The 12,482-nt window shown below is 73.6% G+C and carries 13 protein-coding genes; 4 read left to right on the top strand and 9 right to left on the bottom strand.

Annotation, left to right across the window (positions count from 1 at the left end):
* Positions 1–16: 16 nt before the first annotated feature.
* From BCL65_RS12940 to BCL65_RS12920, 5 genes are all read right to left on the bottom strand, one after another.
* The gene (locus tag BCL65_RS12940) at positions 17–520 is read right to left on the bottom strand and encodes a hypothetical protein (protein WP_106268654.1); all 504 of its coding nucleotides are present in this window, start codon (positions 518–520) and stop codon (positions 17–19) included.
* Positions 521–626: 106 nt separating this feature from the next.
* Entirely contained in the window at positions 627–3,359 is a 2,733-nt protein-coding gene (locus tag BCL65_RS12935; RefSeq protein ID WP_106268652.1) for a DEAD/DEAH box helicase, read from the bottom strand.
* A 116-nt stretch (positions 3,360–3,475) separates the two neighbouring features.
* Complete coding sequence (locus BCL65_RS12930) at positions 3,476–4,201, bottom strand: lytic polysaccharide monooxygenase (protein ID WP_106268650.1); 726 nt, start codon at positions 4,199–4,201, stop codon at positions 3,476–3,478.
* Positions 4,202–4,337: 136 nt separating this feature from the next.
* Entirely contained in the window at positions 4,338–5,081 is a 744-nt protein-coding gene (locus BCL65_RS12925; RefSeq protein WP_106268649.1) for an aminoglycoside 3'-phosphotransferase, read from the bottom strand.
* Positions 5,082–5,101: 20 nt separating this feature from the next.
* Positions 5,102–6,070, bottom strand: a complete 969-nt coding sequence (locus BCL65_RS12920; RefSeq protein ID WP_106268647.1) for an EamA family transporter — start codon at positions 6,068–6,070, stop codon at positions 5,102–5,104.
* 39 nt (positions 6,071–6,109) lie between these two features.
* Here BCL65_RS12920 and BCL65_RS12915 point away from each other — a divergent pair, with 39 nt between their 5' ends.
* Positions 6,110–6,649 carry a CGNR zinc finger domain-containing protein gene (locus BCL65_RS12915; protein WP_106268645.1) on the top strand — a complete coding sequence of 180 codons (540 nt, stop codon included), beginning with the start codon at positions 6,110–6,112 and terminating at the stop codon, positions 6,647–6,649.
* An 18-nt stretch (positions 6,650–6,667) separates the two neighbouring features.
* Here the strand turns inward: BCL65_RS12915 and BCL65_RS12910 are convergent, their stop codons facing one another.
* On the bottom strand, positions 6,668–7,555 hold the full coding sequence (locus BCL65_RS12910; protein ID WP_106268643.1) for a 3-methyladenine DNA glycosylase: 888 nt from the start codon (positions 7,553–7,555) through the stop codon (positions 6,668–6,670).
* A gap of 96 nt (positions 7,556–7,651) precedes the next feature.
* Here BCL65_RS12910 and BCL65_RS18035 point away from each other — a divergent pair, with 96 nt between their 5' ends.
* Positions 7,652–7,816, top strand: coding sequence for a hypothetical protein (locus tag BCL65_RS18035; protein ID WP_165800020.1), 165 nt, complete (start codon positions 7,652–7,654; stop codon positions 7,814–7,816).
* 30 nt (positions 7,817–7,846) lie between these two features.
* Positions 7,847–8,686, top strand: a complete 840-nt coding sequence (locus tag BCL65_RS12905) for a PhzF family phenazine biosynthesis protein (RefSeq protein WP_106268641.1) — start codon at positions 7,847–7,849, stop codon at positions 8,684–8,686.
* A gap of 15 nt (positions 8,687–8,701) precedes the next feature.
* On the opposite strand, the gene BCL65_RS12900 is transcribed toward BCL65_RS12905, so the two are convergent.
* The gene (locus BCL65_RS12900) at positions 8,702–9,835 is read right to left on the bottom strand and encodes a heparan-alpha-glucosaminide N-acetyltransferase domain-containing protein (protein WP_106268639.1); all 1,134 of its coding nucleotides are present in this window, start codon (positions 9,833–9,835) and stop codon (positions 8,702–8,704) included.
* A 224-nt stretch (positions 9,836–10,059) separates the two neighbouring features.
* Between BCL65_RS12900 and BCL65_RS12895 the strand changes: the two genes are divergently transcribed.
* Positions 10,060–10,878, top strand: a complete 819-nt coding sequence (locus BCL65_RS12895) for a class I SAM-dependent methyltransferase (RefSeq protein WP_243401043.1) — start codon at positions 10,060–10,062, stop codon at positions 10,876–10,878.
* 64 nt (positions 10,879–10,942) lie between these two features.
* Here BCL65_RS12895 and BCL65_RS12890 read toward each other — a convergent pair whose 3' ends face one another.
* Positions 10,943–11,857, bottom strand: coding sequence for a DUF4190 domain-containing protein (locus tag BCL65_RS12890; RefSeq protein WP_106268635.1), 915 nt, complete (start codon positions 11,855–11,857; stop codon positions 10,943–10,945).
* Between the two features lie 100 nt (positions 11,858–11,957).
* Positions 11,958–12,458 (bottom strand): DUF4190 domain-containing protein, encoded by a 501-nt coding sequence (locus BCL65_RS12885; RefSeq protein ID WP_106268633.1) that lies wholly within the window; start codon positions 12,456–12,458, stop codon positions 11,958–11,960.
* Positions 12,459–12,482 lie beyond the last annotated feature (24 nt).

Here is a 12,482-nt window from a genome sequence, read left to right as displayed (position 1 = left end):
GGCGTCCGCGCGGCGCTCAGGTGTGGTGCCGGCCCTCACCCTCGGCGCGGTCCGTCCGGGTGTCCGGCGGTGCGTCGGCACGGTGCTCCGGGCGGTGCTCCGGGCGGTGGCCCTCGTCGGTGTCGTGGACGTAGACGGTACCCGTGGTCGCCCGGTGCTCAGGGTCGAGCTCGTCGGCGCGGCGTAGCCGCTCCTCGACGTCGGCCCGGCTCTCGCCGACCTTCGCGTTGCGGTCCTGGGCCTCCTGCTGGAGCCGTGCGGCCTCGGCCGCCTTGCGGTCGGCCTCGGCCTGCTGGAGTCGCGCCTCGGCGTCCAGCTTCTGGGCGGACGCCTCGCGTTCCTGCACGTCGATGCGCTCGCGCTCGGCGCCGCGCCGCAGCTCCGCGGCCTCCGCCCGCTCGGCCTCGTGCCGCTCCGCTGCGGCCGTCCGCGAACGCCGCACCAGGAACCACACCAGCAGCGCGAGCAGGATCACGGCGACGACCGCGACGACGATCCACATGATGGTCGAGCTGTCCATGGCAGCCTCCCGACTCGTCGAGCGAGGGATTGTTCCCTCTGCGCCGATTGAACGGCTGCCGCCGGGTGCCCGCAACCCGCCCGTGGACATCCCGGACGTCTGCGACCTACGACCCGAAGCGGCCCACGTGCAGGATGCTCACCACCGGTGCGCCCGCCTCGTCGCTCGCGGCGAGGTCCACCAGGGCGGTGATCGCCCAGTCGCGGTCCCCGTCGGCGTCGTCGAGCACCTGGCGCACCCACCAGGCGCCGGCGGGCACGGTGCGGGTGTCCGACGGCGGAGCGCCGGACGGCAGCTCGGCGCCCGGCTCGAGCATGGTCAGCAGGGCCGTGGCGCGGGCGTTCGCGCCGAACCCGATCGCGTCGTCGCCCTGGGACTCGAAGAGGTCCTCGAGGGCGTCGGCCCAGGCGTCGCCGTCCCAGCCGGAGGTCTTGTCGAGGGCCTCCAGACCGTCGTAGTCCTCGCGGGCGGCAAGCTCGACGCGGCGGAACATGGCGTTGCGCACCAGGCGGCGGAAGGACCGCGGGTTGCCGGTCACCGGCCGGGCGGGGGCCTCGGCACCGGCCTCGGCGAGCTCGCCGTCGACGACGCTGTCGGCGTCGTCGTCCACGGGGTTCTGGAGCCGTTCCCACTCGTCGAGCAACGAGGAGTCGACGCCGCGCACGAGCTCACCGAGCCACTCGACGACCTCGTGGACGTCCTCCGTGCGGTGCTCCTCCGGGACCACCTGGCGGATCGCCCGGAACGCGTCGGCCAGGTAGCGCAGCACCACGCCCTCGGTGCGCTCGAGGCCGTAGACGCTGACGAGCTCGCCGAACGTCATGGCCTGCTCGAGCATGTCCCGCACCACGGACTTGGGGGCGAGCTCGGCACCGGCGACCCACGGGTTGGTCTGCTTGTACTGCGCGAACGCCGGCTCGAGCAGCTCGGCCAGGGGGCGGGGCCAGGTGACCTCCTCGAGCAGCTCCATGCGCTCGTCGTACTCGATGCCCTCGGCCTTCATCTCCGCGACCGCCTCGCCGCGGGCCTTGCGCTGCTGGCCGTAGAGGATCTGGCGCGGGTCGTCGAGGGTCGCCTCGATGACGGAGACGACGTCGAGGGCGTGCGTGGGGGAGTCGACGTCGAGCAGGTCCATGGCCGCCAGGGCGAAGGGCGACAGCGGGGCGTTGAGCGCGAAGTCGCGGGGGAGGTCGACCTCGAGCCGGACGCTCGGCCGATAGCCGGCCGGGCGTGCCGGGTCCGGGACGCGCACCCGCTCGACCACGCCGGCGACCCGCAGCGAGCGGTAGATGCGCAGCGCCTGGCGCACGTGCTCGGCCTGCTGCGCGGCGCTGTCGTGGTTGGTGGTGAGCAGGTGCCGCATCGCCTCGACCGGGTCGACGGAGCCGGCCTCGTCCGACGCGCGCTCGTCGCGGGTGCGGGCGAGCACGTTGAGCACCATCGCGTGGTTGACGTGGAACTGGCTGGCCAGGGGCTCGGGCGGCGCGTCGCGGAGGCGCTCGAAGGTGGAGTCCGTCCAGTTGACGGAGCCCGACGGGGCCTTCTTGCGGACCAGCTTCTTGAGCTTCTTCGGGTCGTCCCCCGCCTTGGCGACGGCCTTGCGGTTCTCGATGACGTGCTCGGGGGCCATGACGATCACCTCGCCGAGGGTGTCGTAGCCCGCGCGCCCGGCTCGGCCGGAGATCTGGTGGAACTCGCGTGCGGTGAGGTGGCGCATCCGCTCGCCGTCGAACTTCACCAGCGACGTCATGAGCACGGTGCGGATGGGCACGTTGATGCCGACGCCCAGGGTGTCCGTGCCGCACACGACCTTGAGCAGCCCGCGCTGCGTGAGGCGCTCCACGAGGCGGCGGTACTTGGGCAGCATCCCGGCGTGGTGGACACCCACCCCCGCGCGCAGGTACTTGCTGAGCACCTTGCCGAACCCGGTGCCGAACCGGAACGCCCCGATCTCCGCCGCGATCGCGGCCTTCTCCTCCTTGGAGGCGAGCTTGCTGCTGAGCAGCGCCTGGGCGCGGTCGACGGCGTCCTTCTGCGTGAAGTGGACCACGTAGACGGGCGCCCGGTGCGTGGTGACGAGCTCCTCGATCACCTCGGGCAGCGGGTCCTGGACGTAGGAGAAGGTCAGCGGGACGGGCCGCTCGGCGTCGGCGACCTCCGCCACGGGACGGCCGGAGCGTTCTTCGAGGTCCTCGCGCAGCCGGGTGGTGTCGCCGAGCGTCGCGGACATCAGCACGAACTGGGTGTGCGGCAGCTCGAGCAGGGGTACCTGCCACGCCCAGCCGCGCTGCGGGTCGCCGTAGTAGTGGAACTCGTCCATCACGACCTGGGCGATGAAGTCCTCGTCGCCCGGCGTGCCGGCGCCCCGGCGCAGTGCGAGGTTGGCGAGGATCTCCGCGGTGCAGCAGATGATCGGCGCGTCCGCGTTGACGGCCGAGTCGCCCGTCATCATCCCGACGTTGCGGGAGCCGAACGCCGCGACCAGGTCGAAGAACTTCTCGCTGACCAGCGCCTTGAGCGGCGCGGTGTAGTAGGTCCGCCCGCCGAGCCCGGAACGCCGGGCGGCCAGCGCCGCGAACTGCGCGCCCATCGCCACCATGGACTTGCCGGACCCGGTCGGCGTCGCCAGGACGACGTGCGAGCCCGTCATGAGCTCGAGCAGCGCCTCCTCCTGGTGCGGGTAGAGGCTCCGGCCGGTCGACGTCGCCCACTCGCCGAAGCCCTCGAAGAGCACGTCCGGCTCCGGCGCCCGGCCCGTCGGGGCGGGCAGGTAGGGCAGCAGCGTGCCGGCGGGACGCGGGGTGGTCGAGGAGGCAGCGGGAGCGTCGGTGGCAGTCATCGCGCTCATTGTCCCAGCCTTGTCCGCACTGGACGTCTGATCGGCACGTCGTGCCCGATTCGGCAGTTCGAACTGCCGAACCGGGCACGACGTGCCGATCAGACGGTGGCGGAGGGTCAGCAGGCGCCGAGGTCGCTCCAGGCGCCCCAGTCACCGGCGGTCGAGGGGTCCTCGCCACGGGTCCACCACTTGGCCTGGTACTCCCGGCCCTCGTGCGAGACCTGGTCGCCGTTCAGGTAGGCCGCCGCGGGGTCCCAGGCGGCCGCCTGGCAGTCGCCGGGCTCCGGCTCCGGGTCCGGCTCGGGGTCCGGGTCCGGCTGGCCGCCGCCGCTGCCGACCGTCACGTCGACGCAGGCGTAGAACGCCATCGCGGTGTCCGCCACGTTCCAGCGGGCGAGGATCGTGTGGTCACCGGCCGGCAGGCTGTCGAGCGTGTGCTCGACGACGGCGTCGGGGCGTGCGCCGCCGTCGTCGAACGTCCGGTGCAGCACGCCGTCCACGAAGTACTCCCACGTGCTGGTGGAGTGCATGGCCGTGAGCTGCCAGCGCATCGTCACCGAGGAGCCGATGGTGGTGCGCGGCCAGGGCTTGCTCTCGTCGTCGAGGATGTCGAACCCGCTGCCGCCTGAGCACTGCATCGAGCCCTTGGGGGCCTCGACGCTCTGCGGCTCGTACTGCAGCCCGCCGCAGTCGAAGGACAGGTTGCCGTTGCTGCAGTGGTCCTGCCGGCTGGGCGGGTTGGTGATCCACCCGTGCGCGTTGGCCGTCGGGGCCACCGCCAGGGGGGCGAGCAGGGCCAACAGGCCGGTGACCGCCGCGACCAGTGCTGTGCGCCATCGCATCGTGCGTCTCCTGTTCGTCAGGTGTCTGGACAAATTCGACGCTAGGCCGCGGCAACGATCCGCACATCGGGTGAAACCCGTCAACGTCGCGGCTCCCACCCCGGATCTCTACGCATTCCCCCGTAGGGCGGCGCGGTCAGCCCAGGTTCCACAGCCGCCGGTAGAACGTGATCCGCTCGGCGTCGGGGGCGATGCCGTACGCCGCGAAGAAGGCTGCCTCGTGCCCCTCGCCGTAGTTCCAGCCCAGGCTCATGCTCGCCGTCGCCAGATCGGCCCACCGGTCGGCCACCCCGAGCGTGCCGAGGTCGACGTGCCCGGCCGGCGCGCCGTCGTCGGCCACGAGCGTGTTGGGGGCGCACGCGTCACCGTGGCAGACGACGAGGCGGTCGATCGCCGGGGCCGGACCGGCCTGCCCGCGCGCGGACCCGTCGAGCCGGGCGACACGTTCCTCGACGCTCCAGGTGAACGGGCACTCGTCGACGGGCAGGGAGTCGTGCAGGGACCGCAGCCCCGCTCCGATCGCGCGGGCGGCGGTCTCGGGCCGGGCCAGCCAGGCCGGGTCGACGGCGGACCGGCCCGGCAAGCCGGCCGTGACCAGCCAGGAGCCGTCCTCGTCGTGCCCGCTGCCGAGCACGCGGGGCACGACGGCGTAGCGGCCCGCCCAGGCGAGCCGCGCGGCCTCGGCGTCGAGGTCGAGCTCCGGGGTGCCGGTCGCCACCCACTTCACGTACCGCGTCCCGGAGGTGCCGGTGAGGCGGAACGTCAGTCCGCCGAGCTGGTTGCGCCAGACGGGGTCGACCGCGGCGCCCGCGGCGAGCGCCCGGACGGCGGGCGGGACCTCGACAGGACCTCGCGGCGCGGCGGCGAGAGGGAGGGGCATGCGGGCCATCCTCGCCGAGGTCAGGCGCTCGCGGCGAGGAGGGCGGCGCGGCGTGCCGTCGCGGCCTCGCCCTGCTGGACCACGACGACGCCGGCGAGCACCAGCGCTCCGCCGACCAGCTGGACGGGGCTCGGCAGCTCGCCGAGCAGCGCCCAGGCGAGCAGCACCGCGCTGAGCACCTCGAGCAGGCCCATGAAAGCGGCCACGCGGGCGCCGAGGCGACGCCCGGCGGCGATGCCGGTCACGTACGCGACCCCGGCCGTGACGAGCCCGAGGACGGCGAGGACGGTCCACCAGGGCACGTCCGACCCGCCGAGTGAGGCCGGAGCGGTCGATGCCGTCACGGGGAGCAGCCCGACGGCGGCGAGCGCTCCGAGGGCGACGGCTCCGACCGTGAGCCCGCCGGCGGCCAGGCTCAGGGGCGGCAGGCCGGTGTCCGCGCGCGCGTTGATCAGGAAGTAGGCCGACGCCCCGACCATGGCGCCGAGCGCCCAGGCCGTGCCGACGAGCGAGACGCGGGCCCCGGTGAGGTCGAGGACCAGGGCGAGGCCGGCGAGAGCGAGCGCGATGCCGCCGAACGTGGCGGGGGCGGGCCGCTGGCCGTGGCGCAGCCAGAGCCAGACGACGACGGCCGCCGGCGCCGAGTACTCGACCAGCAGCGCCGGGCCCACCTGCATGTGCTGCACCGCGGCGAAGTAGCAGAACTGCGTGGCTGCGACGCCGAGCAGCCCGTAGAGGGTGATGAGCCGGGCGTTGCGGCGCACAACACCCCAGTCGCCCCGCAGCGCGACGACGCCGAACGGCAGCAGCACGGCCGCGCCGATCGTGATCCGGACGAGGACGACGGCGCCGGGGGTCCAGCCGGTGGCGAAGAGGGCCCCGGCGAGCGGTCCGGACAGGCTGAAGCTGATGGCCGAGACCATGGCGAGGGCGAGCCCCGCGCTCGTCCGTGAGCGACGGACGGCGTCGTCATGCGTCATCGGATTCATGGCTCATGACACTACGGGCGTCCCTGATAACGTGTCAACATGTCTTTCACGCCTGACACCGTGGGGGCGCTGCAGTCGGCGGCCGAGCTCGTCAACGCCGTCGAACCGCCCGTCACCCTCACCACGGTGGCCGACCTCGAGGCGTTCTTCCGGCGCCACGGGTACACCGGGCGGCACGACCGGACCGCCGACGAGCTCGCCGCCGTCCTCGCCCTCGCCCCGCGGCTACGGGCGCTGCTGCTCGCCGACCGCGACGCCGTCGCACCGCTCGTCAACGCGATGCTCGCCGACGTCGGGGCCGTGCCCCGCCTCGTGCGCCACGAGCACGAGGACTGGCACCTGCACGCCGTGGACGACGACGCCCCGCTGGCGGACCGCATCCTCGCGGAGACCGCGATGGCGATGGTCGACGTCGTCCGGGCCGACGAGCACTCCCGGCTGGACGTCTGCGCCGACGCCGGTTGCTCCGGCGTCGTGCTCGACCTGTCCCGCAACCGGTCGCGCCGCTACTGCTCCGTCACCTGCACCAACCGCAACGCCCAGGCGGCGCACCGCGCACGCCGTGCCGGGGCCGCCTGAGCCGCGGCGCGGCTCGGCTCAGCCGGCCAGCAGCGCGTCGCAGACCTCGAGGAGCCGGTGCCGCAGGGCGTTCGCGCGCGCGGCGAACCCGCGCTGCCGGCGCACGTACTCGGCCTTGCCCTCGGGGGTCTCGATCGCGACGGGCTCGACGCCGTCGGCGGAGACGTCGTAGGGCGAGGCGGCCATGTCGGTGTACCGGATGTCGCGGGCCAGCTCGAAGGAGTCGAGCAGCAGCTCGCCGGGCACGGCGGGGCCCAGCTTCGAGGCCCACTTGTACAGGTCCATGTTGGCGTGCAGGCAGCCCGGCTGCTCCATGGCGACCTGGCGCTCGCGGGTGGGGCGCAGCTCGTTGGCCTCGCGCGCCTCGGGCGTGAAGAACCGGTAGGCGTCGATGTGCGAGCAGCCGATGCGGTGGGACTCGACGACGGCGTCCGTCCCGTCGTGGCCGAGCCGCAGGGGGAGCGGGTGCCGGTGGTCGCGGCCGGCGGCCGCGTCCCGGTACACCATGGCCCACTCGTGCAGCCCGAAGCAGCCGAACGTGCCGGGGCGTGCCGCCGTCGCGCCGACGAGCGCGCGGACGTAGCGGACCGCGTCGCCCCGGTCGGCGAGGAACGCCGGGACGTCCAGCGTGACGCCGTCCTCGCCGTCGGGCAGCATCGTGGTGCGGTACCAGCGCCATCCGTGCCGCTCGTCGTCGCGGGGCACGGGAACCGCGGCGCCCACGCCGGCGTGCCACCGCCGCAGGTGGCTCACGCGGGTGGGGTAGTACGTGAAGAGGAAGTCCTCGACCGCGTGCTTCGTGCCCCGGTCGCGGGCGTCGCGCCAGACGGCCGTCAGGGCGTCCGCCCGCTCGGCGTGCCCGGTGGCCCGGTCGCGCCAGTCGCGGACGACGGCGATACCCGGCACGCGCTCGGGTGCGTCGACGGTGCCGGGGGCAGGGGGACTCACCCTGCCAGGGTAGGACGGGGCGGCGTATGCTCGAAGGGACGGGAGGTGGTGACGATGGCCACCATCGGGACGCAGTCGGACCTCGAGGCGGAGCAGGACGGCGTCAAGCCCACGCCGCACGTGCCCCAGGACACCTGGATCCAGCAGCACGGCCCCGCCGTGGGACTGCTCGTGGGGCTCTCGGCGCTCGTCTGGACGCTGCTGCGCTACGCCGGCTGAGCCCTCGCCGGGGCCGCTAGGGTGCCTCGCATGACGAGCTACGCGTTCAGCCAGGTCGACGTCTTCGGCTCCGGCCCCCTGACGGGCAACCCGGTCGCCGTGGTGCACGGCGCCGACGCCCTCACGGACGAGCAGATGGCGGCCTTCGCCCGGTGGACGAACCTGTCGGAGACCACCTTCCTGCTACGTCCCACGGACCCGGCGGCCGACTACCGGGTGCGCATCTGGACTCCCGGGGGCGAGCTGCCCTTCGCCGGCCATCCCACGCTGGGCACCGCCCACGCGTGGCTGGAGGCCGGCGGGCGACCCGCCTCGGACGGCGTCGTCGTGCAGGAGTGCGGCGTCGGTCTCGTCACCGTCGACGCCTCCGGTGGGCGTCTGGCGTTCGCGGGCCCGCCGCTGATCCGCTCCGGCCCCGTCGCCGACGGCGACCTGGAACGGGTCCTCCGCGCGCTGCGGATCGAGCGTTCCGAGGTCGTCGACGCCGCCTGGGTGGACAACGGGCCGGGGTGGGTCGCGGTGCGCCTCGTCGACGCCGCCGCGGTGCTGGCGCTCGCACCCGACCACGAGGCGATCGGCGACCTCAAGATCGGGGCCGTGGGGTCCCACGCACCGGGGGCGGGGGACGCCGACGTCGAGGTGCGCGCCTTCGTGCCGGGGATCGGTGTGCCCGAGGACCCGGTGACCGGGTCGCTCAACGCCGGGCTGGGCGAGTGGCTCGCCGGGTCGGTGCTCCCGGAGGCGTACGTGGCCTCGCAGGGTACGGCCATCGGCCGGCGCGGACGGGTGGACGTGCGCCGGGCGCCGGACCGGACCGTGTGGGTGGGCGGGGCGACCGTCACGGCGGTGCGCGGCGAGCTGACCCTCTGACGCGCCGGCGGGGACTCAGGTCGCCGCACGGTCCGCCGTCGGCGGCGGGGCCGTCCGCAGCGCGACGGCGCCGACGACCCGCTCGAACGGTCCGCGGCCGAGGAACGCCCGCCAGGCGCTCGCGGCGGCGAGCGTCACGAGGATCATCGCCACCAGCGGGCCGTTCGTCGTCGAGTCGAGCAGGTCCCACCGCCAGATCGCGACGATCTGCAGCGAGTACACGGTCAGGGCCATGGATCCGACGGCGGCCAGCGGCGCGAGCACGACCGACCCGATGCGCCCGGCGTACAGGCACAGGCCGAGCACCGTCAGGGCGAAGCCTCCTGAGCCGACCACCTCGAAGAACGTGTTGTCGTGCGGCTCGGCGCGCACGAGGTATGCCGCAGCGGACCCTCCGTCGAACACCCCCACGAGCGACGACGACGCCAGGTACCCGACGGCGGTCGCCGCGAGACCCCCGCGCACCAGCCAGCCGCGGAGGCGGGCAGAGCGCAGGTCGCACCGCCCGACGGCCATCCCCGCGAAGACGTACGCCATCCACACCGCGGCGGGGTAGTGACCCGTGACGACGAAGTCCGTCAGCGCGCCGGAACCGTCGCGGGGCGGGCGCAGACCTGCCAGGCCCAGGAGCTCCGGCACCCAGTAGGCGAGCAGCGGGCCGACGACGGCGACCACCGCGGCGGCGAGCGCCAGCCGCCGCGGACCCCAGCGCAGGAAGGGCAGCGCGATCACGAAGCAGGCGGCGTAGAACCCGAGGATGAGCAGCACGCGGGTACCGAGCAGGTCCAGGAGCCCGACCAGCGCCAGGAGCAGCACGGCCCGGACCAGGAGGCGGGCGCGGGCGTGCACCAGTGCGTCGCCGGTCATCGGCCGGGGTCCGCCGGTGACCACGGCGAGGGAGACGCCGGCGACGAGGGCGAACAGGATCGACGAGCGGCCGTCCGCCACGGCGAGCCACGCCGTCGGCCCCTCGACCACGCCGACGTGGGCCGTGAACATGCCGATCACCGCGAGACCGCGCGCGACGTCGAGACCGGCCACCCGGCCGGGACCGCCTCGCAGGCGCGTCCCGGCCCGGCGCAGTGCCGCGGCGATCCCGTGGGACGTCGCCGGTGCGTCCGGGGCCGGGGCGCCGTCGTCGAAGGTCATGCGCCGATGATCCCGCAGCGTCCGTCTCGTGAGAACAGCGTGTCTCGGCGCGGCGCGTTCACTAGGTTGTGCTCATGAGCGATCTGCCGATGGAGTCCGAGCCCGAGTTCCCGGAGGCGCCGAGCTTCGGCAGCCCGTCCGACGGGCCGAACGGGAGCGCCTCCGACGAGCCGCACGGCGCCGCGCTCTCCGACGCGATCGAGGCCCCGAGCACCCACCAGACGGTGCCGAGCCAGGAGTCCGAGTCCTACACGCACGGGCACCACGAGTCGGTGCTGCGTGCCCACCGGGCGCGCACGGCGCAGAACTCCGCCGGCTTCCTGCTGCCCCACCTGCGCGACGACATGCACGTGCTCGACGTCGGCTGCGGGCCGGGCACGGTCACGACCGACCTGGGCCGCATCGTCGCGGGCGGGGACGTGGTGGGCGTGGACGCCTCCGAGACGGTGCTCGAAGCGGCCCGTTCGCACGCCGAGGCCATCGGTGCGCACAACGTCCGGTTCCAGCAGGCCAACGCCTACGAGCTGCCGTTCGACGACGACACCTTCGACGTGGTCTACGCCCACCAGCTCCTGCAGCACCTGTCGGACCCGGTCGCGGCGCTGCGCGAGATGAAGCGCGTCGCCAAGCCCGGCGGGCTGCTCGCGGTGCGCGACGCCGACTACGCCGCCATGGCCTGGTACCCGGAGTCCGCCGGGCTGACGGAGTGGAACACGCTCTACCACGAGGTCACGCACGCCTACGGGTTCGAGCCCGACGCGGGCCGGCGGCTCTTCTCCTGGGTGCTCGACGCCGGATTCGACGTCTCCGGTGCCGTGCCCAGCGCCTCGTCGTGGTGCTACGCCACGCCCACGGACCGCGAGTGGTGGGGGCAGCTCTGGGCCGAGCGCTGCGTCGAGTCGAACTTCGCGCGGCAGGCGGTCGAGTCGAACCTGGCCGACGACGTCGCGCTCGAGCAGCTCGCGCAGGACTGGCTGGGCTGGGCGCACTCGCCGGACGGCTGGTTCGCGATCCTCCACGGCGAGGTCCTCGCCCGGGCCTGAGACCCTGCACAGCAGACCGCCCCCGCCGAGCAGCTCGACGGGGGCGGTCTGCTGCGTGGAGGCGTCAGCTCGTGACGGTGAGCGTGTCGTACTCGAGGAAGCCCGGCTCGAGGTCCACCTGCACGTCGCTGGGGTCCGCGACCATGTACGCGACCGTGTAGGTCAGGGACTTGTCGGGCTGGACCTTCGAGCTCGGCAGCATGTCGATGCCGTCGTCGTAGACGGCCTCGGACTCCGTCCCGGCGGAGGCGACGACCGGGTACATCAGCGACGGGTCGAAGACCGCTCCGGTGCCGTTCTCGATCGTCACCTCGAAGACGACCGGGGTGCCCTCGCCCTCGACACCGACGGCGTACTCGCCCGGCGTGAACTCCTCCGGCGCCGAGACGCTGATCGCCAGGCCGTCGGCGTAGGTGTACGTCTCGGCGAAGCCGACGACCCCGCCGGCGTTGGTGGCCTCGCCGGAGGCGATGGCCTCGAGGTCCTGCGGGTCCACGCCGGCGTCCTGCAGGCTCTGCTCGATCACGTCCGACTGCTCCTCGACGGTGGCGGTCACGAACGCAGCAGTCGCCACGGAGATCACGATCGACAGCGCGATCGCCAGCGCCGAGAGCGCCGTGCCGACGATCGCCATCACCTTGCCGCCGACGGTCCCTCGCGAGGCCTTGACGATCGCGACGATGCCGAGGACGACGCCGACGATCCCGACGACCGCCGAGCCGATGTTGAGGAACGGGATCCAGCAGCCCAGCAGTGCCACGATGCCCAGCACGAGCGCCGTGATGGCCAGGCCCCGCCTCTCGGCCGCGGGTCGCGGCTGCTGCGGGCCGTAGGAGCCCGGGACCGGCGGCTGGCCGGGCGGTGGCGTGGGGGCGCCCGGGGAGTTCCCGTACGGCGTCGGTGTGCCGTGGTCGGTGGCGTGGCTGAACGGTGCGGCGGGCTGACCCGTGGTCTGCGCGTCGTCGGAGGGCGTGCTCATGCGTCGTCCTTCGTCGGGGGATGGAAGCCGCGACCATAGCGGGGCTCACCCGGGCAGCAGCCGAACGCCACGGGTGAAATGTCACGACTGTCCCCGACGGTCAGCCGTTCTCCATGTTCTGCTCGAGCTCCTCCAGGATCTCGGGGTTCTCCTCGATGAACGTCGTGCCGGCGTTGAACGCGATCACGTTGGTGACGATCGAGAGCACGATCGCCAGGGCGCAGAGGCCGGCGCCGACCATCGCCATCACCCTGCCTCCGGCCTCGCCCCTCGACGCCTTGACGACGGCCACGATGCCGAGGATCAGCCCGACGATGCCGAGGAGGATCGAGCCGACGTTGAGGATCGGGATCCAGGCGCCGAGGAGCGCCAGGATGCCCAGCACGAGCGCGGCGATCGCGAGCCCGCGCTTCTCGGAGGCGGGCTGCGGCTGGCCGTACGCGGGCCCGCCGTACGAGGGCTGACCGTAGGGCTGCTGCTGACCGTACGGCTGCTGACCGTAGGGCTGCTGCTGACCGGGCTGCTGACCGTAGGGCTGCGGGCCAGAAGGCTGCCGGCCGTAGGGGTCCTGACCAGGCTGCTCGGGAGGAGGCGTGCTCATGGGGTCTCCTTCGTGGAGGGTCGT

Origin of the sequence: Isoptericola halotolerans, assembly GCF_003003075.1 — a bacterium.
Taxonomy (GTDB): Bacteria; Actinomycetota; Actinomycetes; order Actinomycetales; family Cellulomonadaceae; genus Isoptericola; species Isoptericola halotolerans_A.
This window is presented reverse-complemented; position numbering and strand designations above follow the sequence as displayed.